Below are 20,915 nucleotides of genomic sequence, written 5' to 3' on the forward strand. Positions count from 1 at the left end.
GTGACCAGTGCCTATTGGCGACTTGCGCTGGCGACGCGCGCCGCGATCGCCGCGCCGACTTCCTTGGTCGATGCGCTGCCGCCCAGGTCGCCCGTGCGCGGGCCGTCCTTCAGCACTTGCGTAATCGCGGCGACGATGGCGTCGTGCGCATCGCGCTCGACACCGGTGCTGTTGCCGAGAAAGTCGAGCATCATCGCGGCCGACCAGATCATCGCGACCGGATTGGCGATGCCCTTGCCGGCGATGTCGGGCGCCGAACCGTGGACCGGCTCGAACAGCGACGGAAAGCGCCGGTCGGGATTCAGGTTGCCTGATGGCGCAATGCCGATCGTTCCGGTGCACGCCGGACCGAGGTCGGATAGGATGTCGCCGAACAGGTTCGACGCGACCACCACGTCGAAACGGTCGGGGTTCAGCACGAAGCGCGCGCACAGAATGTCGATGTGCTGACGGTCCATTTTCACGTCGGGGTAGCGTGCGGCCATTTCATCGGCGCGCGCATCCCACCACGGCATGCTGATCGCGATACCGTTGCTCTTCGTCGCAACCGTGATCTTCTTCGCGCGGCGCCGCGCCAGCTCGAACGCGAACTTCATCACGCGCTCGGTGCCGTGGCGCGTGAAGATCGACTGCTGCATCACGACTTCGCGCTCGGTGCCCTCGAACATCGTGCCGCCCACCGACGAATATTCGCCTTCGGTGTTCTCGCGCACGATCATGAAGTCGATATCGCCGGGCTTGCGGTTGGCGAGCGGGCTGGGCACGCCCTCGAACAGGCGAGCGGGGCGCAGGTTCACGTACTGGTCGAATTCGCGGCGGAACTTCAGCAGCGACCCCCACAGCGAAATATGGTCGGGCACCTTGTCGGGCCAGCCGACCGCGCCGAACAGAATCGCATCGCAGCCCTGCAACTGCTGCTTCCAGTCGTCGGGCATCATCTGGCCATATTGCGCGTAGTAGTCGCACGACGCCCATTCGATATGTCGGTAGTCGATGCCGATGTCGAAGCGCTGGCAGGCGGCGTCCAGCACGCGCAGGCCTTCGGGCATCACTTCGGTGCCGATGCCGTCGCCGGGAATGACGGCAATGCGGTATTTGCGGGTCATACGTGTCTCTCCTTGCGTTGATCACGCGCGGTCTGCCGGCACCGCGCGGATCGCCAATTGGGGGTGCGTTCTCGTGTCGGGCCGTGCATCGGTATCAGTAGCCGCGAGTCCGCTCGATCAGGCCGTTCATGCGCTCACCGGCGCGATGCAGACGCAGGTTTTCCAGCACCGCATCGACAGCCGATTCGGGCCGCGTCGCGCTCGCAATATGCGGCGTGATGCGCACGCGCGACTGCGTCCACAGCGGATGGTCCACGGGCAGCGGCTCGGGGTCGGTGACGTCGAGCACCGCGCTATGAATCTGCCCGCTTCGCAGCGCATCGAGCAGATCGCCGCTGACGAGTTGCGCTCCGCGGCCGACGTGCACCAGCGACGCGCCTCGCGGCAGCGCGTCGAATACCCGGCGGCACAGCAGCCCGCGCGTCGCGTCCGTCAGCGGCAGCAGGCAGATCAGCACGTCGGTGCGGGCCAGCATCGCATCGAGCCCCGCCTCGCCCGCGTAGCAGGCGACACCTTCGATGTCGTGCCGCGAGCGGCTCCAGCCCGCGCAGGCAAAGCCGAACAGCCGCAAACGCTCGAGTACCGCGGTGCCGAGCATGCCGAGGCCGAACACACCGATGCGGCGCGACGCGGCGGCGCGCAGCGGCAACGGCTGCCAGGCGCGCGCCTGCTGTTGCAACGCGTAGTCGAACAGATCGCGGTGAATCGCCAGCACCGCCTCGGTCACATACTCGACCATGCCTTCGACGATGCCCGGTTCGAGCATGCGCACCACAGGCAGATGCGCCGGAATCTGCGACAGGTCCAACTGATCGACGCCTGCGCCGACCGAGAACACGACTTCGAGATTCGGCAGCGTGAGCGCGAGGTCGCCCGGCTGCCACGCGACCAGATAGCGCACGGCCGCGCGATCGCCGAGGTCCGGCCAGACGCGGAACTGGATCTCGGGCGCGAGCCGCGCGAAGCGCTCGGCCCATAGCGCTCCACGCACCGGATCGGCCTTGTAGAGGACCGTCATCGCCGTTTATGCCATCGCCTGATTGATGATGCCGTACGCGCGCCAGGTCGCGTCGGGGGCCGCCTCGCGCGCGTCGGCCGAAGCGTTGCGCACCATCTTTTCGACCGAATCGACGCGCGTCAGGCCGAGGCTCGTCAGCCAGTCGTTGATGCCGGCGTCACCCGGCACGTCGATCCGCACGAAATCGCCGGCATGCTGCGCGAGCCAGTACGAGATCAGTGAGCGGGCGCGCAGATCGTCGGCGGAGCGTTGCGCGACGACCGGCCCGATCGTGTAGCCGCGTCCGAACGGGCGGAACAGCGAGAAGCCGAGCACTTCGCCGTCGCGTTCGAGCACCACGGCTTGCGAGAATTCGAGCAGCGACGGGATCGTCGCGCTGCGCTCGAGGCCGCTCGCACGCGACGCGAGTTCGATCAGGCGGGGCGTGTCCGCGGGCGTCGCCGCGCGCAGATGCTCGCCGGGCGGCGGCGCGACGGCGGCCAGGCTGCCGAGCGTTCCCTGATGCTGGGTGAGTCCGCCGCAGGCGACGAAGCCCAGCTTTTCGTAAAGCGGCTTGCCGGCGACCGTTGCATGCAGGAAGGTCACGCGGTTGCCGAGTTCTTCGAGCACCAGTTCCATCAGCTTGCGGCCGATGCCGCGTCCCTGTTCGTCCGGCGACACGATCACGAGGCCCAGCGTGCCCCGGTCGGCGCCGAATTTCCAGCACAGCGCGGTGCCGATCACGGTGCCGTTGTCTTCGGCGACGAAGCCGCATCCGGCGTCGTACATGAAGCGCCAGTCCTCGGCGCGGTGCGGCCAACGCACCGCAACGGAGAGGCCATGCGCGGCCGCGATGTCATCGGAGGTGAAACGGCGGTAGCCTGGTGATTTCTTCACTATTTTGGACACTGCAAACTCCTGCTGGCGGCGTGGTCAGCCTAGACTTTCGCATTCCCAGCGCCCGCTTCATAGGACGATCTTTTTGTTATTCGGGCGCGCGCGTGGTCGGGCTCGATTCGCGTCGGCCAGTCACGCGCAGCGCAACCGCGCAGGTATTTTGTCGTTCACTACGATGGTGCTATATTCAATATAATGATGGAAATTGCACGACCGTTCGGTGTGGTGAAGTGGCTGAAGCCTCTTCGCATGCCACCGGGCGTGCCCGGCACAACAACCGCAACGTCATCGACAGGAAACCCATGCAGCGAACACAGATCAACAGGAAGCGCGCGGCCGACCCGGGTCACGGCGACGTCGGCACTCGTCTGCGCGCGCTGCGCGTCGCGCAGGGGCTGTCGATCAACGAGCTGGCGATGCGCGCAGGCGTATCGGTAGGCACGGTCAGCCAGGTCGAGCGCAACAAGGCCAATCCGTCGGTGCGGATTCTCGAACGCCTGCGCCAGGCGTTGGAGGTTCCGCTCACCGCGCTGCTCGAAGAAGACGACGCGGTCTCGGACCCGGTCACCGGCGATTTCGTGCGCAAGGCGGCCGAGCGGCCGCTGTTCGAAGTCGGCACCAACGGCATGCAGAAAGAATTGTTGTCGCCGCACGGCGATCACGATTTGCAGATGATGATCATCATGCTGCCGGCCGGTTCCGGTTCGGAGGAAGTGCTGGTCGGCATCGGCGAGAAGGCGGGGCTGGTGCTGGAAGGCACCGTCGTGCTGAACGTCGGCGACCGGCGCTCCGAACTGCGCGCGGGCGACAGCTTCCAGTTCAAGAGCACGGTGCCGCACAGTGTGCGCAACGAAAGCAAGAAGACCGCGCGTTTGCTATGGATCATGAATACGCAGCCGCCCGTGATTCATCTTTGATCCGTCCGTAGTTCGAGCCGCGTGCCGTGTGGCGCGCGGCTCTGTCCTTCCTCTGTTTCCTCCGATCGTTCCGATGCGTCGCGTCCGGTTCACCTGGACCTCGGCTGACGTCGACGTCTTTCGTTCCCTGTTGTCCTTTTCGGTTTTGCGTTGCACGAACGGGTGGACGTGACGCATGGCCTTGCTCGCCCGCCGCGCTCGCGCGGGCTTGCCGCTTGTGTGCGCCGGCGCCGCAGCGCCTTCTGCGCGGCAGGCAACGTATCGCAGCGCACAACGAACTTTTCACAAAGTTTATTTTTGACCACTAGTATTTCATTTGATGTTCATTAAAATGAACTTCATCCGATGTTCGTTCATTCGGTGGTCGCGATGGCGAACAGCAGTGCCGGGTGGTGCCCGGGAATCATCAGTGCGTTGACGCACGCGGCACCACACACTTGAACCTACTGATCAGGCCAGGCATGTCCAATCCGTCACTCGATTTCGATCCTTCAGCCGTTCCGTTGCCGCAGGGGCATTTCATTGGCGGTGCGTACTATTCGGCGGACGAGGCGCAGATCGCCGTTCACCGGCCCTCGGATGGCGCTCTGCTCGGCCATGTGCCGGATGCGTCGGACGCGACCGTCGATTACGCAGTGAGCAATGCGCTTGCCGCATGGAAGACGAGCGGCTGGGGCACGCGTTCTCCGCGTGAGCGCGCGAAGGTGCTGAGCCGCTGGGCCGAGCTGATCGATCGCGATGCGGTGAGCCTCGCCCAACTCGAGACGGTCAGCTCGACGCGCCCAGTGGCGGAAAGCTACGCGTCCGACGTGCCGTTCACCGCCGAGGCGATCCGCTTTTTCGCGGAGCTGGCCGACAAGCTCGGTGGCGATATCGCGGCGACGCGCCGCGACAGTCTCGGCTTCATTGCATCGGAGCCGTACGGCGTGATCGGTGCGATTACGCCTTGGAATTTCCCGCTGTCGATGTGTTCGTGGAAGTGCGGCCCCGCACTCGCGGCGGGCAACGCGGTCGTGATGAAACCGTCGGAAATGACGCCTTATTCGACTCTGCGAATTGCGGAACTCGCGATCGAAGCCGGCATGCCGCCCGGCATCTTCAACGTAGTGAATGGCCGGGGCGCGACGGCGGGCGCCGCGCTGACGCGTCACCCGGGCATCTCGAAGATGAGCTTCACGGGTTCGACCCGCACGGGCGCCGCGATCATGAGCGACGCCGCGACGCACGGCACCAAGCCCGTCACGCTGGAACTCGGCGGCAAGAGTCCGCAACTGGTGTTCGAGCGCGTGCGGGATCTCGAACATACGGCGCGCTGCGTCGCCCGCGGCTTTACCGCCAACGGCGGGCAGGCCTGCGTGGCCGGTACGCGGCTGATCGTGCACGAGCGCATCGCGGAGCCTCTGATCGCCGCGATTGAACGGCAACTGCAGCCGATCAAGCCTGGTCCGCTGTGGGACAGCCGCACCGCTTATTCGCCGATCATCAGTGCGCCCCAGGCGCGGCGCATCGAAGCGCTGGTCGAGCAGAGCCGCGAGGGCGGCGCGGAAGTGATCTTTGGCGGCGGCTTTTTCGAAGGCACCGGAGAAGGCTATTTCCACCGCCCCACACTGATCGCCAATGTGACTGCGGAGACACCCGCCGTGCGCGAGGAGCTGTTCGGCCCGGTGTTGACGGTACAGACATTCAAAGACGAGGAAGAGGGCATCGCGCTCGCCGCACATCCGATCTACGGTCTCGCGGCGGGTGTCCATAGCAGCGACATCGGCCAGGCGCTGCGGGCGATGCGCCGCATCGCGGCGGGCACGATCTGGATCAACCGCTACGGCCGCAGCGGCGACATGATCATTCCGACCGGCGGCTTCGGCCAATCCGGTATCGGCAAGGATCTCGGCCGCGAGGCAATGGTGGCCTGCATGCGGCACAAGAGTGTGCTGATCGATTTCGAAACGTTGTGAACAATCGCGCTACACCGGCTTTACGCAAGCAGCAACCGCATCGATTCAACCCGAAACTGAACCCCGAGCCTGCGAACAGGTTCGCCACGACGACAGGATGTTGACCATGATCGATTTCGAACCGAAGTACATCACTTTCGACTGCTATGGCACGCTGACCAACTTCCAGATGGGCCAGACCGCGCGGCAGCTTTACGGCGACAAGCTGGACAAGGCGAAGATGGATGAGTTCGTCGAATTCTTCCGTGGCTACCGCCTCGACGAAGTATTGGGCGCATGGAAGCCCTACCGCGACGTGGTCGTGAACTCGGTGCGCCGCACCTGCGAACGCACCGGCGTGCCGTTCGACGAAGCGACCGCGCAGAAAATCTACGAAGCCGTGCCGACTTGGGGCCCGCACGCGGACGTGCCCGAAGGGCTGTCGCGACTGGCCAAAAAGTACAAGCTGGTGATCCTTTCGAACGCGTCGAACGACCAGATCCAAAGCAACGTCGACAAGCTCGGCGCGCCGTTCCACAAGGTCTACACCGCGCAGCAGGCGCAGGCATACAAGCCACTGCAGAAAGCCTTCGAGTACATGTTCTCGCAGCTGGACTGCAATCCGGAAGACGTGCTGCACGTGTCGTCGAGCTTCCGCTATGACCTGATGACCGCGTACGACATGGGCATCAAGCACAAGGCGTTCGTCAACCGTAATCACGAGCCGCTGAATCCGTACTACGGCGTCAACGAAGTGTCGGGGATTCCGCAACTGGCTTCGCTGCTCGGTCTCTGATCGATAGCTTCGGCCCTTTGACGACATCGCTTCCCGTGCGCCAGTGAGCGGCGCACCCAACCGACAGGAATGCATCACGATGAAGCTCGACTCCTACTGGCTCGACACCGCGCCACGGTTTACCGGAGGCGCCCAGAGTCCACTGCCGCAGCGGGTGGACGTGGCCGTGGTCGGCGGCGGCTTCACCGGACTGTCGGCGGCGTTGGAACTCGCCAAACGCGGCAAGTCGGTGATCGTGTTCGAGGCGGGCCGGCTCGCGGCGCAGGCATCGGGCCGTAACGGCGGCCATTGCAATACGGGCGTCGCGCAGGACTACGCCGCGTTGTCCGCGCGCATCGGCAGCGAGCGCGCGGCGGAGTTCTATCGCGCGTATGCGGGCGCCGTCGAGACGGTGAAATCGATCATTGCGGAAGAGCAGATCGACTGCGATTTGAGCCACTCCGGGAAGATCAAGCTCGCGGCGAAGCCGCAGCATTTCGCGTCGCTCGCGAAGACGTACGAGGTACTGCGGCGCGAGGTCGATCCCGACGTCGAACTGGTGCCGCCCGAGCAGATTCACAAGGAGCTCGCGTCTGACAGCTTTTTCGGCGGTCTCGTGCAGCGCAACGGCATGCAGATGCACATGGGCAAATTCGGCGTGGGTCTTGGCACGGCGGCGGCACGCCGCGGCGCGCAGATCTACGAGAACGCGCCAGTGACGGACCTCAAGCCGCTCGGCGGCAACGCGTTCGACGTGCAGTGTCCGCTCGGCACGGTCCGCGCCGGGCGCGTGCTGATCGCCACGGGCGCGTCGCAGGTCGGTCCGCTGCAATGGTTCCGGCGCCGCATCGCACCGGTCGGCAGCTTCATCGTCGCGACCGAGCCGCTCGGCAAGGACCGCCTCGATGCGTTGTTGCCGACGCGCCGCTCGTATGTGACGACGCTGAACATCGGCAACTATTTTCGGGCCACGCCCGACGAGCGTTTGCTGTTCGGCGGCCGCGCGCGCTTTGCGATGTCGAACCCGCGTTCGGACGAAAAGAGCGGGCGGATTCTGCGTGACGGGCTCGCCCGCTATTTCCCGCAACTGACCGATGTGCGCATCGATTACTGCTGGGGCGGCCTCGTCGATATGACGGCCGACCGCCTGCCGCGTGCGGGGCAGCATGAAGGACTGTTTTATTCAATGGGCTACAGCGGTCACGGTGTGCAGATGTCCGTGCACATGGGTCGACTGATGGCCGACGTGATGTTCGGCGCCGCCGCGCGCAATCCGTGGCGAACGCTCGAATGGCCCGCGATTCCAGGACACTTCGGACGCGCGTGGTTTCTGCCGCTGGTCGGCGCGTATTACAGGTTGCAGGATGTACTGCATTGAACGGATCGACTGATCGCTACTGTCAGATGCCAGGGCAGCGCGCAGATTGAAAATCACTATTCCCAAAGGAAATCCCCATGTTGCGTTTCGTGTTCCAGCCTGCTTCCGCCGTCCGTTTCAACACCGTGCAGCGCTTTGCCGCTGGCGCGGGCCTCGCGATGACGATGATGTTCGGCGCCGCCCACGCCGCCGAGACGGCGACGCTGACCGCAGGCTCGCCGCCGTCGAGCGCGCCGACTACGTTCATGGACGTGAAGACCCAGAAGATCGAAGGTCTGATGCCGGACGTCGTGAAAGAGATCGGCAAGCGCGAGGGCTTTAACGTGTCGTACGACGCGGTGCCGTTCTCGGCGCTGATCCAGTCGGTGGTATCGGGCAAGATCGACATCATCGTGGCCGGCATGACGCCGACGCCGAAGCGCGCCGAAGTGGTCGATTTCTCGCAGCCGGTTACGGCGTTCGGCGAAGGCATCATCGTGAAGGACTCGAACAAGGCCGTCTATCGCTCGGTGCAGGACATGAAGGGCATGACGGTCGGTGCGCCGACCGGCACCGACTATGGCGATCAGTTGAAGAAGCTCGGTATCTTCACCGAAGTGAAGATGTACGACAGCCCAGCCGACATGACGCGTGACGTCGCGCTTGGCCGCATCGTCGCTGGCTTCAACGACTATCCGATCCTGAAGGCCCAGGAGGCGGCGGGCGCGATGGCGGGAACGCGGGTCGAAGATGCCTATGTGCCGATGGAAAAGTTCGACATCGCGATCGCGGTGAAGAAGGGCAACAGCGCGTTGATGGCGAAGATCAACGACGCGCTGACGAAGATGAAGGCCGACGGCACGCTCGACACGATCCTGAAGAAGTGGCACCTCACGAGCTGATTCGCTTCTCGTGACAAGAGGCGGGCCCGCCACGACGCGGGACCCGCCCTGCGATGTTCGCCGCCCAGCGGAGCGGCGGACTGAACGAATGCAAAGAGCAATGGAAGGCACGACATGCGCTGGCAAGATATAGCCGACTTTGTACCGATTTTGCTGCAAGGCGCGATGATGAGCATCATCATCACGCTGGGTTGTCTGCTGTTGAGCACCGTGCTCGGCCTGACCTGGGCGCTGTTGAAGATGTCGCGCTATCCGCACGTGGTACGCGGTGTGAGCGCGATGATCAACGTCGTGCGCGGTCTGCCGATGATCGTGCTGCTGTTCTACATCTACTTCGTGCTGCCGGATATCCACATCCAGGTGTCGGCGTTGCAGGCCAGCATCATCGGGCTGGGTTTCGGTTACTCGACTTACGTCGCGGAAATCTTCCGCGCGGGTATCGAGGCGGTCGATCCGGGCCAGTACGAAGCCGCGCAGTCGATCGGCATGGGTCGCGTGAAGACGATGGTACGGGTGATCCTGCCGCAGGCGATCAAGGTCGCGCTGCCACCGTACAGCAACACGCTCGTGATGATGCTGAAGGACTCATCGCTTGCATCGACGATCACGGTCGCCGAAATGACTCGCGAAGGCCAGTTGATCGCGTCGTCGACGTTTCAGAATCTGACGGTGTACACACTCGTCGCGCTCGGCTACCTGGCGATGAGCCTGCCGCTGATGAGCATGACCCGCAATCTGGAACGACGATTCGGTCGGCACAGGGCCAGGTAAGTGCGAAGTGAGGATGCGATGATCGAAATCACGAATGTGCACAAGAGTTTTGGCTCCGTACCTGTTCTCAAGGGCATTTCGCTCAACGTGAACCAGGGCGAAGTGGTCTGCCTGATCGGTGCGTCGGGCTCGGGAAAATCAACCCTGCTGCGCTGCATTAACGCGCTGGAGTCCTACGACGAAGGCGAAATCCGCCTGCTCGGCGAGCGCGTCGAGCAGCGCGCGCGCAACATCAACCAGTTGCGCACCCAGGTCGGCATGGTGTTTCAGCGCTTCAATCTGTTTCCGCACCGCACCGCGCTCGAGAACGTGATGGAAGGGCCCGTGCACGTCAAACGCCTTGCGCGTGCGCAAGCGCAACGCGAAGCGTCCGAACTGCTCGACAAGGTCGGGCTCGGCCACAAGCTGCACGCCTATCCTCATCAGCTTTCGGGAGGGCAGCAGCAACGGGTGGCGATTGCCCGTTCGCTCGCGATGAAGCCGAAGGCGATCCTGTTCGACGAGCCGACCTCGGCGCTCGATCCGGAACTGGTCGGCGAAGTACTGGGCGTGATGCGCACCCTTGCGCGCGAAGGCATGACGATGCTGGTCGTCACGCATGAAATGGGCTTTGCGCGTGAAGTGGCAGACCGGGTGTGCTTTCTGCACGCGGGACTCATCATCGAGGAGGGCACTGCGCAGCAGGTGCTGGGTTCGCCGCGCGAGGCGCGTACCCGCGAATTCCTGCGGCACGTGCTGAGCAATCGCAGCGACGCTCACGTGTCGCCGGACGGCATGGCGGGAGCCGCGGCATGAACGGCAGATTCGTACGCTTGGGCGAGACGGCTCGCGTCAAAGTCGAGCTGACGATCGACGGTGACACCGTCGAAGCGCTGGCCGGCGACACGTTGCTCACCGCGATGCTGTGCTCGGTGCGGCATGTGCGGCAGTCCGAATTCGGTGCTGAAAAGCGCGCCGGCTTTTGCCTGATGGGCGCGTGCCAGGATTGCTGGGTATGGACCGCCGACGGCGAGCGGCTGCGCGCCTGCACCACCGTGGTCGAAGCAGGCATGCGCGTCGTCACGACGCAACCGGAGGGCCAATGGGCGAACCTCGCATCGTAATCGTCGGCGCAGGACCCGCAGGGGTGCGCTGCGCGGAAACATTGCTGGCGGCCGGCATCCGCTCGATCGTCGTCGATGAAGGCCGGCGCGACGGCGGGCAGATCTACCGGCGCCAGCCCGACGGCTTCACGCGACCGTACGCGAAGCTGTACGGCACTGAAGCCGCGCGCGCGGAGGACCTGCATCGCAGCTTCGAGCGACTGCGCCCGCAGATCGATTACCGTCCTCAGACGCTCGCGTGGAACGTCGCGCAAGGCAAGCTGCATATCGTGCATGAAGGCCACGCGAGCGCGCTGGGCTACGACGCGCTGATCCTGTGCCCCGGCGCGACCGACCGGCTGATGCCGGTCAAGGGCTGGCAGTTCGCCGGGACCTACAGCCTCGGCGCCGCGCAGATCGCGCTGAAATCGCAGGCCTGCGCGATTGGCCGCCAGGTCGTATTCGTCGGGACCGGCCCATTGCTGTATCTGGTCGCGAACCAGTATGTGCAGGCAGGCGCCAAGGTAGCGGCAGTACTCGACACGTCGACGACCGGTGCGCGGCTGCGTGCGCTGCCCAAATTGCTGGCGCGCGTCGACGTCCTGCGCAAGGGCCGCGCGCTCGTGGCGGCGTTGAAGCGCTCGGGCGTGCGGGTCGAAAACGGCATCGAGCCGCTCGAAATTCTCGGCACGCCGGACGACGGCGTGCTTGGCGTACGCTTTCGCGATGCGCGCGGCAAGGTCGCGCGGTTCGATTGCGACGCGGTGGGTCTCGGCTATCACCTGCGCCCGGAAACTCAGCTGGCCGACCTCGCGCGCTGCGCGTTCCGTTTCGATGCGCCGACGCGGCAATGGGTGCCGCAAATCGATGAACTCGGCCGCGCGACCGAAAAGGGCGTCTATATCGCCGGTGACGGTGCGCGCGTGCTCGGCGCGGATGGCGCGGAGATCGCCGGACGGCTCGCGGCCTACGCTGCGTTGAGCGATCTCGGGCGTGCGGTGCCGGCCGCGACGCTTGCCACGTTGACGCGCGAACAGCGAAAAATGGAGCGCTTCCGGCTCGGTCTCGCTGAAGCGTTTGCGTGGCCTGCCGGGCAGGCGGCCCGTCTGCCCGACGATACGATCGTTTGCCGGTGCGAAGGCATCACCGCGGGCGAACTGCGCCGCGTGGTGCGCGACGAAGGCGCGCAGGAAGCGAACCGCGCCAAAGCGTTCAGCCGCGTCGGCATGGGGCGCTGCCAGGGACGCTACTGCGGCCATGCGGGCGCCGAGGTGATCGCGGCAGCCGCGCACGTGCCGCTCGAGCAGGTTGGCAGGCTTCGCGGGCAGGCACCCGTGAAGCCGCTGGCCATTGCAACCGTGGAGGATACCGAATGAACCGCGCACAAGCCGATGTGCTGATCGTGGGCGGCGGGTTTATGGGTGCTTCCGCCGCATTTTTTCTGAGGCAACGGGGCCGCTCGGTGATCCTGCTCGAGCGCCAGCTCGTTGGTCAGCAGGCGAGCGGTACCAACTTCGGCAACGTGCGCCGGCAAGGGCGCTTTCTGCCGCAACTGCCGCTTGCGAACCGTTCGCGCGAAATCTGGGGGCGTCTGCCCGAACTGATCCAGCACGACGCCGAGTTTTTGATGTCCGGCCATGTGCGCGTCTGTTATCGCGAAGAGCAGGCCGACCAGTTCGAAACCTACGCGAAGGAGGCCGCGCACTACGGTCTCAAGCTCGATCTGCTGCGCGGCGACGCGCTGCGCGCACGGTTTCCGTTTCTCGGTGCCGAGGTGCTGGCGGGCTCGTACTCGCAAATGGACGGGCACGCGAATCCGCGGCTCGCGGCGCCCGCGTTTGCTCGCGCGGCGGCGCGGCTCGGCGCGCAGATCGTCGAAAACTGCGATGTCGTGACGGTGGAAAAAGAGGGCGCCGAGTTTCGCGCGACGAGCGCCGACGGCCGTACCTTCCATGCCCCGGTGCTGCTGATCACCGCGGGTGCGTGGGGTAATCTGCTCTCGGAGCAGTTTGGCGAAGCGGTGCCGATCGCCGTCAACGGCCCGCAAATGGCTGTGACCGAACCCGTGCCGTATGCGATCCAGCCGGTGGTCGGCGTGTCGTCGCCGCAGATCGAGGAGGTCGTGTACTTCCGCCAGGTCGCGCGCGGCAATATCGTGATCGGCGGTTGCGCGCGTGCGCCGGCGTATCTCGACGAACGCCGTGCGAAGGTCCTGCCGCAAAGCACGTTGCTGCAGTTCAGGCAATTGCAGCGCGTCGCGCCGATGCTGCGCAGGCTGAACATCATCCGGGTATGGAGCGGCGTCGAAGGCTATATGCCCGACGACCGGCCGATCATGGGCGCGAGCGGCACGACGAGCGGCCTGTTCTATGCGTTCGGTTTTTGCGGCGCCGGGTTCCAGCTGGGCCCGGGCGTCGGCGACACGATGGCCGAACTGATCGACACGGGTGCGACCAGCACGCCGCTCGAGCCGTTCGACATCCGCCGCTTCGCGGCCAGCCGGGGTGCGGCGCCGGCGGCTGCGGCCAGCTCGCGTGTTGCTTAAGCGAAGCGTCGATGCTGAGCCTGAGTCCAACCTCGTCGTCATCATCCGCGCCCGATCTCGCGGGCGCGAACCGTCATGCGGCACGCGTGCCGGATCGAGTGAGCCGCGCCGTCGAGCGCGCGGTCAACTTCATCGATGCATGTTTCGCCGAGCCGATCAGCCTATCCGAACTGGCCGCCGTCGCGGAGCTGAGCATTTCGAGGTTTGCGGTGCGCTTCAGCGCGGAGATTGGCGTGTCGCCGCAGCAATACGTGAGGCTGGTGCGCGTACGGCATGCGCAACGCCTGCTGCGGCGAGGCATGCCGCCGTCGATCGTCGCGGCCGAGGTGGGCTTCTTCGATCAAAGCCATCTATGCCGGCATTTCAAGCGCGTGCTTGGCATAACGCCGGGTGAGTGGCTGAGCACCAACGGCTGATTGCGACCTGAAGGCTCATCGGGCCCGCGACCGCTTCATTGATGCCGTTGCGAGAACAGTGTTTCCAGCGGGTATTCGGATTTCACGAATGGCGTCTTGATGATCACGTAGCTGAAATACTTCTCGATGCCGATGTCGCGCTCCAACAGTCCTTCGATCACACTCTGATAGTGATTGACGCTGCGCGTGACGAACTTCAGCAGATAATCGTATCCGCCGCTCGCCAGATGGCATTCGATGATCTCCTCCACGGGGCGGATCGCCGCCTCGAACTTGGCGAAGTCCTCGCGGCGATGGTCGGCAAGTGTGACCTCGGTGAACACGATCTGCACGTCGCCGAGTTTCTGCAGCTGGATGTGTGCGCCGTAGCCGACGATATAGCCGGCCTTTTCGAGCCGTTTCACGCGAATCAGACAGGGGCTCGGCGAGAGCCCCACAGCGTCAGCAAGCTCGACGTTCGTGATGCGGCCTTTTTTCTGCAGTTGCGAAAGAATACGCAGGTCGATCCGGTCCAGCTTCGTGTCGCCGCTTGTCGTCATGTATCGGTCTGCCCGTCGAAGGTTCTGCTTTTCGCTGCATGGCGCAACGCCAGAGTCAAGCGACGCGCAGGCCGATGTTATCACGCGCTCAGGCGGCTGCGCGGCTTGCGCCGCGCAACGCGGCGCGCACCTCCGCATGGTCGAGCACTTCGTCGAGCGTGCGCCGCAAACGGCCGAACAGCTGGTCGAATTCCGCCTCGCCGAAGCAAAGCGCGGGCGCGAAACCGAGGATGTTGTCGCCGAACGCGCGGAACACGAGCCGGTTGCGGTAGGCCGCTTCGGCGATCCGGTCCGGCAGCTTCAGCGACGCATCGAAGCGTGCGCGCGAATCCTTGTCGGCGACGAGTTCGAGCGCGCCGAGCAGGCCCCGATGACGCGAGTCGCCGACCAACGGATGATCGAGCAGCGCGTCGAGTCCGGCGGCAAAACGCGGCGCCTGCGCAATACCGTTAGCGAGCAGACCACCCTCCTGATAGAGACGCAGCACTTCGAGGCCGATCGCGGCGCTGACCGGATGCGCGGAGTAGGTCTGGCCGTGACCGACCACCGCGGTATCGCGCGCATCGCCCGCGATGCCCTGGTAGATTTCGTCGGACATCAGCACCGCGCCCATCGGCGCATAGCCCGAGGTCAACCCCTTTGCCACCGTCATCAGATCCGGCTCGACCTGTTCCGCCTCGCATGCGAACAGCGGACCGGTACGACCGAAGCCCGTGATGACTTCGTCGGCGACGAACAGGATGTCGAGACGGCGGCACGCGTCGCGCATCGCCTTCAGCCAGCCGACCGGCGGCACGATCACGCCGCCGGACCCCTGGATCGGCTCGCAGAAGAACGCGGCGACATTCTCCGCGCCGAGTGCGGCCACCTTCGCTTCGAGCGCGGCGACCGACGCGGCGATCAGCGCCTGCGCGTTGTCGCCGTGCGGCTGACGGTATGCATAGGGCGACGGCAGGTGGTGCTGCTGCGGCAGCGGCAGATCGAAGTTGCGGTGAAACGCGGGCAGCGCGGTGAGCCCCGCGCCGACGCTCGACGATCCGTGATAACCGCGCTCGAGCGCGATCATCTGCTTTTTCGTCGGACGCCCCGTCGCGTTGAAGTAATGCGTGATGAAGCGTACCGCCGAGTCGATCGCATCGGAGCCGCCGAGCGTGAAGTAGACGTGCTGCAGCGAAGCGGGGGAGAGCGCAACCAGCTTTTCGGCCAGTTCGATGGCAGGTTCCGACGAGAAGTGGAAGTAGGCGGTCGCGTAGGGGAGCTTCGTCATCTGCCGCGTCGCCGCTTCGACGATGCTCTGCTGGCCGTAGCCGACGTTCACGCACCACAGGCCCGCGAACGCGTCGAGCAGTTCGTTGCCGTCCATGTCGCGCAGATACGCGCCGTGTCCGGATTCGAGTACGGTGGTGCCCCGCGCTTCGTGCGCGCGGTAGTTGATGACCGGGTGAATCAGATGCTTGCGGTCGGCGTCGATGAGCGATGTTCTTGACATGGTGGTATTTCCCCGCAGGTTGCGATCAGGTGAGCGTCACCCCTTGATAGTAGCGAGAGCCGCATGCGAGCCGTTCCGCCAAAAAAATGCTCAAAGAGCGCAGGCGCAGCGTTTTCTACCCCACAGACAGCATTTTCTGCCGCGCGTGCTTAATAGCGGCGCGAACGGGAGTTCAGCCCGAGCGTTCGTGGCCGCGTCAGGTCAACGACTGCGCGATCAGCGCGTACTGATGCAGCGAGCCGTCGGCGCGCGTCGGCTCGGAACGGGTTTGCGCGGATGCGATCCGCCGCATCCTGACGACCGTCTCCGTGGGTGCGAGGCCGAGGCCGGTTAGCCACGTTCGCAGGCCTTGCCCGTGCGGCACGTCGATGCGCACCAGCGCGCCTTCGTTCAGGGCGAGCCAATGACGGATCAGCGCTTTGGCGTGCACGGCGTCCGGGCTCGCGACGGCGACCACGGGGCCGATCAGGAAACCGCGTCCGAAGCGGCGGAACAACGAGAAGCCGAGGAGTTCGCCGTCGCGATCGAGCGCGATACCGTCGGCCAGATCGAGCAGCGGTGGCAGCACGTGGCTGCGGTCGAGACCGCTCGCGCGCGATGCGAGCTCGACGAGTTGCACGGCGTCGCTCGCGCCGAGCGGGCGCAGCCGCTCGTTGGCGGCCAGCGCGACGAGCGGCGGACGGAACGCCGCGCCCTGCATCTGGTCGAGTGCGCCGCAGGCCTCGAAGCCGAGCGCCTCGCACATGGGCTGGGCAGCGTCGGTCGCATAGAGCGTGATGTCGCGCTTGCCGATCTCGTCGAGCGCGCAAGCGAGCAGCGTGCGGCCGATACCCAGGCCGCGATGCTCCGGCGCGACGAGCAGCATCCCGAGCGTCGCCTGATCCGCGCCGAACTTCCAGCACACCACGGTGCCGACCAATGCGCCTGCCGTCTCGGCGACGAAACCGATTCCCGTGTGCGCGGAGAACCCCCAGTCTTCACGGCGGTGCGGCCAGCCGATCGCGGCGGACAGGCGTTGTGCGGCGGGCAGGTCGTTGGCGCTCAGGCGTCGGTAGGTGAAAAGTGCGTGCTTGGTTGAATCGGGCACGGGGTGCTCCGTGATTTGTCGGCCGTGCCGCGACTGTTGCACGTTGCTTGCGCGTTGACTAGTACGAACTTCTCATCGTGGTGCGTGCCGCGCCCGGCGAGGCGCCGCTGCGCCCATGCCGGGCATGCCACGCGAAATGTGTGGTTCGGTCGTGCAGATTGCGTGCGGTGTGCTGAAATGGCCAATTTTGTCGGTGCAATCCGCGGTGCGCTCGCCGCTACGATGATGTGCATGCACCGACGCCTCGCTTCGAAGATCGCGCACGGCGCCGGGCTCGCGCGTCAGGGTCAATGCCAGGGGCGGCAAATCATGCTGTTTGGACCACTCAAAACCATGTTTTCGAATGGTCGAATCCAGCGATACGCGATCAAAGCCATTTTTGGCAGTGCTTAAATCGATTCATGCAGTGCCGCCGCGCCGCGACCAGCACGCGGAGCGCCGTCGAACACCAATGCTGGATATCCCACGTTCAATCACCAGTGAGGAGCAGTTCGCATGTACGACGACGAAATCAAAACGGGCGGTTTCAGCCGCCGCGACATGATGCGTTTGCTGGCTGCCGGCGGCATGCTCGCCACCGGCGCGGGAGGCTTGCTGGCGGGCGCTCGCCCCGCGCTTGCGGCGACCGCGCCGAAGAAAGGCGGCAAGATCCGGGTCGCCTACGACTCATCGTCGACCGCGGATACGCTCGACCCGGCCAAGGGATCGGCAGGCGCCGACTACATCCGCTTCTTCATGTTTTACAGCGGCCTGACGCAACTCGACAGTTCGCTGACGCCGCGGATGAATCTCGCCGAAGCGGTGGACACGAGCGATGCGAAGGTGTGGGTGATCAAGCTGCGCAAGGGTGCGACCTTCCACGATGGCAAGCCGCTTGCGCCCGCCGATGTCGTCTACTCGCTGATGCGTCATAAGAATCCGGCCACTGCTTCGAAGGTGAAGACGCTGGCCGATCAGTTCGTGGAAGCGAAGCAGACCGGCCCCAACGAAGTCACACTGACGCTCGCGTCGCCCAACGCGGACTTGCCGGTGATTCTCGCCACGCCGCAATTCGTCATCATCAAGGACGGCACGACGGACTTCACGACGGCCGTCGGTACCGGCCCGTACAAGGTGAAGACGTTCAAGCCCGGCGTCTCGACAGTCGGCGTGCGCAATGACAACTTCTGGAAGACGGGCGGCGGCCCCTACCTCGACCAGATCGAGCTGATCGGTATCGGCGACGACGCGGCGCGCATCAATGCGCTGCTGTCCGGCGATGTCCAACTGATCAGCGCCGTCGATCCGCGCTCGACGCAGCGCATTGCCGCGACGCCGGGCTATGAGGTGCGCGAGACCAAGTCGGGTCTCTATACCGATCTGATCATGCGACACGACAATCCGCTGACCGGCAACCCCGATTTCGTACAGGGCATGAAGTATCTGTTCGATCGTGACCAGGTCCGCACGGCGGTGTTTCGCGGCTATGCGGTGGTCGGCAACGATCAGCCGATTCCGCCCAGCCACCGTTACTTCAATGCGTCGCTGCCGCAGCGGCCGCACGATCCGGACAAGGCGAAGTTCTACTTCCAGAAAGCCGGAGCGATCGGGACGGCGTTGCCGCCGATCTATGCGACGACCGACGCGAACGGCTCGATCGAAATGGGCGTGCTGCTGCAGCAGTCCGCCGCGAAGATCGGCGTGAACCTGAACATCAACCGCGTGCCGGCCGACGGTTACTGGTCGAACCACTGGATGAAGCATCCGCTCGGGTTTGGCAGCGTCAATCCCCGCTCGAGCGCCGACGTGCTGTTCACGCAGTTCTTCAAGTCGGACGCGCCGTGGAACGAGTCGGGCTGGAACAACCCGAAGTTCGACCAGCTGCTGGTCGCCGCGCGCTCGGAAACCGACGATGCGAAGCGCAAGCAGATGTACGGCGACATGCAGGTGCTGGTAGCGGAGCAGGGCAGCATCGGCATTCCGGCCTTCCTGAGCCTGCTCGATGCGAACGACAAGCGCCTGCAAGGGCTTCAACCCATACCTACCGGCGCGATGATGGGCTTCAACTTCGCCGAGTACGTGTGGTGGAACGCGTAACACGCTGAAGCGCGCGCACGCGCCGGGCGCGCCCGGCGCGTGCCCCAAAGCCTCAACCGAGGAGGTCATGCCTATGAACGGGAATATCGCCCAGTTGATCGGCCGGCGCATCGCCGTCACCGCGCTGACGCTGGTGATCGTCTCGATCATCATCTTCGTGATCACCAATCTGTTGCCCGGCGATGCCGCGCAGGCCGCACTCGGCCAGTCGGCGACGGCCGAAACGGTCGCGGCGCTGCGCCAGCAGTTCGGTCTCGACCAGCCGGCTTACCTGCGGTACTTTCATTGGCTCGTCGGTCTGCTGCACGCGAACTTCGGCGTGTCGCTATCGAATAATCTGCCGGTCTCCGAGCTGATCGAAGGGCGCTTGCCGAAGTCGCTGACCCTCGCGGCGATCACCACCGCGGTGTCGGTGCCGATCGCGGTGTCGGCGGGCATCCTGGCGGCGGTCAAGCGCGACTCGCTGATCGACCGCATCGTGAGCCTCGGTACGCTGTCGCTGGTCGCCACGCCCGAGTTCCTGATCGCGACGCTCGCGGTGCTGGTGCTGGCCGTCAAGCTGCACTGGCTATCCGCGCTGTCGTACAGCGGCGACATTGAGAGCCTGCACGACTTTCTGCGCGCGTATGCAATGCCGGTCGTAACCCTCTGCGCAGTCGTGATTGCGCAGATGGCCCGCATGACCCGCGCCGCGGTGATCGAGCAGCTCAGTTCGTCGTACGTGGAAATGGCGATGCTGAAGGGCGCGAGCCCCGCGCGCGTGGTACTGCGCCACGCACTGCCGAATGCGATCGGCCCGATTGCCAACGCGATCGCGCTGAGCCTGTCTTATCTGCTTGGCGGCGTGATCGTCGTCGAGACCATCTTCAACTATCCGGGCCTCGCGAGCCTGATGGTCGACGCGGTGAGCAACCGCGACTTCCCGCTCGTGCAGGCCTGCACGCTGCTGTTCTGCCTCGGCTATCTGATGCTCGTGCTGCTAGCCGACCTGTGCGCCATCATCTCGAACCCGAGGCTGCGGACATGACGACTCTTCGACCTTCTTCCGATTCGTCTCACCAACTCGGCGCGCTCGAGCCGGTGCAGCGCAGCAGCATGCTGCCGCAGGGCGCGGAGCCACCACGGTCCTGGCGTGGCGGCGGCGCTCCGGCGCCGCGGCCGGTGCGCCGTCGCAGCGTCGCGCAGCGCATGAATCTGTCGACCGGCGGCTGGATCGGTCTCGCGATGGTGAGTTGCGCTCTGTTCGTCGCGGCGTTCGCGCCGTGGATCGCGCCGCACGCGGTGGGCGCGATCATCACGCCCGACGTCTTCGCTGGCTTCAGCGCGAAGCTGCCGCTCGGCTCCGACTACCTGGGCCGCGACATGCTGACCCGCATCATCTACGGCATGCGGCTGACGGTGGTGCTGGCGCTCGCCGCGGCGCTGCTCGCCGCGCTCACGGGGACGATGCTGGGCTTGCTCGCGGCCGTCGCCGGCCGCCATATCGACGAAACCATGAGCCGGCTGCTCGATGCGGTCACCTCGATACCGTCGAAGATGTTTGCGCTGATGATCGTCGCCGCGTTCGGCTCGTCGCTGCCGTTGCTGATCGCGACAGCGGCCATCAGCTACATGCCGGGCTCGTACCGGATCGCCCGCTCGCTCGCGGTCAATATCGGCACGCTCGAATATGTGCAAGTCGCCCGGGCGCGCGGAGAAAGCGCGCTTTACATCGCGTGCTTCGAGATGCTGCCGAACATGATCCACCCGATGCTCGCCGACACCGGGCTGCGTTTCACGTTCGTCGTGCTGCTGCTGAGCAGCCTGAGCTTTCTCGGCCTGGGCGTGCAGCCGCCGTATGCCGATCTCGGTTCGCTGGTGCGCGAGAACATCGCCGGTCTCGGTGAAGGCGTGCCCGTGGTGATCCTGCCCGCGATCGCAATCGCGGTGCTGACGGTCGGCGTGAACCTGCTGATCGACGGACTGCCGCATCGTGGGCGCCGCAAGAACATGCCCGATGCCGATGGAGGCCATTGATGAAGGGAC

20 protein-coding genes are annotated in these 20,915 nt (G+C 65.1%); 14 read left to right on the forward strand and 6 right to left on the reverse strand.

What is annotated here, in order from left to right:
- Nucleotides 1–11 precede the first annotated feature (11 nt).
- From G5S42_RS31555 to G5S42_RS31565, 3 genes are all read right to left on the reverse strand, one after another.
- Nucleotides 12–1,106 (reverse strand): tartrate dehydrogenase, encoded by a 1,095-nt coding sequence (locus tag G5S42_RS31555; protein ID WP_176110748.1) that lies wholly within the window; start codon nt 1,104–1,106, stop codon nt 12–14.
- 94 nt (nt 1,107–1,200) lie between these two features.
- Entirely contained in the window at nt 1,201–2,124 is a 924-nt protein-coding gene (locus tag G5S42_RS31560) for a 2-hydroxyacid dehydrogenase (protein ID WP_176110749.1), read from the reverse strand.
- Nucleotides 2,125–2,130: 6 nt separating this feature from the next.
- Nucleotides 2,131–3,012 carry a GNAT family N-acetyltransferase gene (locus G5S42_RS31565; protein WP_312883654.1) on the reverse strand — a complete coding sequence of 294 codons (882 nt, stop codon included), beginning with the start codon at nt 3,010–3,012 and terminating at the stop codon, nt 2,131–2,133.
- A gap of 290 nt (nt 3,013–3,302) precedes the next feature.
- On the opposite strand from G5S42_RS31565, the gene G5S42_RS31570 reads away from it, so the two are divergent.
- The 11 genes from G5S42_RS31570 to G5S42_RS31620 all read left to right on the forward strand — a co-directional run bounded on the left by G5S42_RS31570 (nt 3,303) and on the right by G5S42_RS31620 (nt 13,699).
- Nucleotides 3,303–3,917, forward strand: coding sequence for a cupin domain-containing protein (locus tag G5S42_RS31570; protein WP_176110750.1), 615 nt, complete (start codon nt 3,303–3,305; stop codon nt 3,915–3,917).
- A gap of 461 nt (nt 3,918–4,378) precedes the next feature.
- The gene (locus G5S42_RS31575) at nt 4,379–5,872 is read left to right on the forward strand and encodes an aldehyde dehydrogenase family protein (protein ID WP_176110751.1); all 1,494 of its coding nucleotides are present in this window, start codon (nt 4,379–4,381) and stop codon (nt 5,870–5,872) included.
- A 106-nt stretch (nt 5,873–5,978) separates the two neighbouring features.
- Nucleotides 5,979–6,647: a haloacid dehalogenase type II gene (locus tag G5S42_RS31580; RefSeq protein ID WP_026228738.1), complete on the forward strand. Its 669-nt coding sequence runs from the start codon at nt 5,979–5,981 to the stop codon at nt 6,645–6,647.
- Between the two features lie 79 nt (nt 6,648–6,726).
- Nucleotides 6,727–8,004 carry an NAD(P)/FAD-dependent oxidoreductase gene (locus G5S42_RS31585; RefSeq protein WP_176110752.1) on the forward strand — a complete coding sequence of 426 codons (1,278 nt, stop codon included), beginning with the start codon at nt 6,727–6,729 and terminating at the stop codon, nt 8,002–8,004.
- A gap of 77 nt (nt 8,005–8,081) precedes the next feature.
- The gene (locus G5S42_RS31590) at nt 8,082–8,885 is read left to right on the forward strand and encodes an ABC transporter substrate-binding protein (RefSeq protein ID WP_176110753.1); all 804 of its coding nucleotides are present in this window, start codon (nt 8,082–8,084) and stop codon (nt 8,883–8,885) included.
- Nucleotides 8,886–8,999: 114 nt separating this feature from the next.
- Nucleotides 9,000–9,656 (forward strand): amino acid ABC transporter permease, encoded by a 657-nt coding sequence (locus tag G5S42_RS31595; protein ID WP_129958560.1) that lies wholly within the window; start codon nt 9,000–9,002, stop codon nt 9,654–9,656.
- Between the two features lie 18 nt (nt 9,657–9,674).
- Nucleotides 9,675–10,451 (forward strand): amino acid ABC transporter ATP-binding protein, encoded by a 777-nt coding sequence (locus tag G5S42_RS31600; RefSeq protein WP_018435684.1) that lies wholly within the window; start codon nt 9,675–9,677, stop codon nt 10,449–10,451.
- Nucleotides 10,448–10,759 carry a (2Fe-2S)-binding protein gene (locus tag G5S42_RS31605; protein ID WP_176110754.1) on the forward strand — a complete coding sequence of 104 codons (312 nt, stop codon included), beginning with the start codon at nt 10,448–10,450 and terminating at the stop codon, nt 10,757–10,759. The genes G5S42_RS31600 and G5S42_RS31605 overlap by 4 nt, the downstream gene beginning before the upstream one ends.
- Nucleotides 10,738–12,114, forward strand: a complete 1,377-nt coding sequence (locus G5S42_RS31610; protein WP_176110755.1) for an FAD/NAD(P)-dependent oxidoreductase — start codon at nt 10,738–10,740, stop codon at nt 12,112–12,114. The genes G5S42_RS31605 and G5S42_RS31610 overlap by 22 nt, the downstream gene beginning before the upstream one ends.
- Entirely contained in the window at nt 12,111–13,283 is a 1,173-nt protein-coding gene (locus G5S42_RS31615; protein WP_176110756.1) for an NAD(P)/FAD-dependent oxidoreductase, read from the forward strand. Before G5S42_RS31610 ends, G5S42_RS31615 begins: the two co-directional genes overlap by 4 nt.
- Before the next feature lie 11 nt (nt 13,284–13,294).
- The gene (locus G5S42_RS31620; RefSeq protein ID WP_176110757.1) at nt 13,295–13,699 is read left to right on the forward strand and encodes a helix-turn-helix domain-containing protein; all 405 of its coding nucleotides are present in this window, start codon (nt 13,295–13,297) and stop codon (nt 13,697–13,699) included.
- Nucleotides 13,700–13,734: 35 nt separating this feature from the next.
- On the opposite strand, the gene G5S42_RS31625 is transcribed toward G5S42_RS31620, so the two are convergent.
- The 3 genes from G5S42_RS31625 to G5S42_RS31635 form a co-directional block, all read right to left on the reverse strand.
- Nucleotides 13,735–14,238, reverse strand: coding sequence for an Lrp/AsnC family transcriptional regulator (locus tag G5S42_RS31625; RefSeq protein ID WP_176110758.1), 504 nt, complete (start codon nt 14,236–14,238; stop codon nt 13,735–13,737).
- Nucleotides 14,239–14,326: 88 nt separating this feature from the next.
- Nucleotides 14,327–15,727 carry an aspartate aminotransferase family protein gene (locus G5S42_RS31630; RefSeq protein WP_176110759.1) on the reverse strand — a complete coding sequence of 467 codons (1,401 nt, stop codon included), beginning with the start codon at nt 15,725–15,727 and terminating at the stop codon, nt 14,327–14,329.
- Nucleotides 15,728–15,923: 196 nt separating this feature from the next.
- Nucleotides 15,924–16,814: a GNAT family N-acetyltransferase gene (locus G5S42_RS31635; RefSeq protein WP_176110760.1), complete on the reverse strand. Its 891-nt coding sequence runs from the start codon at nt 16,812–16,814 to the stop codon at nt 15,924–15,926.
- A gap of 495 nt (nt 16,815–17,309) precedes the next feature.
- On the opposite strand from G5S42_RS31635, the gene G5S42_RS31640 reads away from it, so the two are divergent.
- From G5S42_RS31640 to G5S42_RS31650, 3 genes are all read left to right on the forward strand, one after another.
- Complete coding sequence (locus tag G5S42_RS31640; protein WP_176110761.1) at nt 17,310–18,890, forward strand: ABC transporter substrate-binding protein; 1,581 nt, start codon at nt 17,310–17,312, stop codon at nt 18,888–18,890.
- Nucleotides 18,891–18,963: 73 nt separating this feature from the next.
- Entirely contained in the window at nt 18,964–19,917 is a 954-nt protein-coding gene (locus G5S42_RS31645; RefSeq protein ID WP_176110762.1) for an ABC transporter permease, read from the forward strand.
- Nucleotides 19,914–20,906, forward strand: coding sequence for an ABC transporter permease (locus G5S42_RS31650; RefSeq protein WP_018435695.1), 993 nt, complete (start codon nt 19,914–19,916; stop codon nt 20,904–20,906). Before G5S42_RS31645 ends, G5S42_RS31650 begins: the two co-directional genes overlap by 4 nt.
- Nucleotides 20,907–20,915 lie beyond the last annotated feature (9 nt).

The sequence above is a fragment of the Paraburkholderia youngii genome, assembly GCF_013366925.1.
GTDB classification, from domain to species: Bacteria; Pseudomonadota; Gammaproteobacteria; order Burkholderiales; family Burkholderiaceae; genus Paraburkholderia; species Paraburkholderia youngii.

Bases quoted from the DNA above. Each gene is read 5' to 3' on its own strand.
- G5S42_RS31555 (WP_176110748.1), bottom strand. From the start codon at position 1,106: ATGACCCGCAAATACCGCATTGCCGTCATTCCCGGCGACGGCATCGGC.
- G5S42_RS31560 (WP_176110749.1), bottom strand. From the start codon at position 2,124: ATGACGGTCCTCTACAAGGCCGATCCGGTGCGTGGAGCGCTATGGGCC.
- G5S42_RS31570 (WP_176110750.1), top strand. From the start codon at position 3,303: ATGCAGCGAACACAGATCAACAGGAAGCGCGCGGCCGACCCGGGTCAC.
- G5S42_RS31575 (WP_176110751.1), top strand. From the start codon at position 4,379: ATGTCCAATCCGTCACTCGATTTCGATCCTTCAGCCGTTCCGTTGCCG.
- G5S42_RS31580 (WP_026228738.1), top strand. From the start codon at position 5,979: ATGATCGATTTCGAACCGAAGTACATCACTTTCGACTGCTATGGCACG.
- G5S42_RS31585 (WP_176110752.1), top strand. From the start codon at position 6,727: ATGAAGCTCGACTCCTACTGGCTCGACACCGCGCCACGGTTTACCGGA.
- G5S42_RS31590 (WP_176110753.1), top strand. From the start codon at position 8,082: ATGTTGCGTTTCGTGTTCCAGCCTGCTTCCGCCGTCCGTTTCAACACC.
- G5S42_RS31595 (WP_129958560.1), top strand. From the start codon at position 9,000: ATGCGCTGGCAAGATATAGCCGACTTTGTACCGATTTTGCTGCAAGGC.
- G5S42_RS31600 (WP_018435684.1), top strand. From the start codon at position 9,675: ATGATCGAAATCACGAATGTGCACAAGAGTTTTGGCTCCGTACCTGTT.
- G5S42_RS31605 (WP_176110754.1), top strand. From the start codon at position 10,448: ATGAACGGCAGATTCGTACGCTTGGGCGAGACGGCTCGCGTCAAAGTC.
- G5S42_RS31610 (WP_176110755.1), top strand. From the start codon at position 10,738: ATGGGCGAACCTCGCATCGTAATCGTCGGCGCAGGACCCGCAGGGGTG.
- G5S42_RS31615 (WP_176110756.1), top strand. From the start codon at position 12,111: ATGAACCGCGCACAAGCCGATGTGCTGATCGTGGGCGGCGGGTTTATG.
- G5S42_RS31620 (WP_176110757.1), top strand. From the start codon at position 13,295: ATGCTGAGCCTGAGTCCAACCTCGTCGTCATCATCCGCGCCCGATCTC.
- G5S42_RS31625 (WP_176110758.1), bottom strand. From the start codon at position 14,238: ATGACGACAAGCGGCGACACGAAGCTGGACCGGATCGACCTGCGTATT.
- G5S42_RS31630 (WP_176110759.1), bottom strand. From the start codon at position 15,727: ATGTCAAGAACATCGCTCATCGACGCCGACCGCAAGCATCTGATTCAC.
- G5S42_RS31640 (WP_176110761.1), top strand. From the start codon at position 17,310: ATGTACGACGACGAAATCAAAACGGGCGGTTTCAGCCGCCGCGACATG.
- G5S42_RS31645 (WP_176110762.1), top strand. From the start codon at position 18,964: ATGAACGGGAATATCGCCCAGTTGATCGGCCGGCGCATCGCCGTCACC.
- G5S42_RS31650 (WP_018435695.1), top strand. From the start codon at position 19,914: ATGACGACTCTTCGACCTTCTTCCGATTCGTCTCACCAACTCGGCGCG.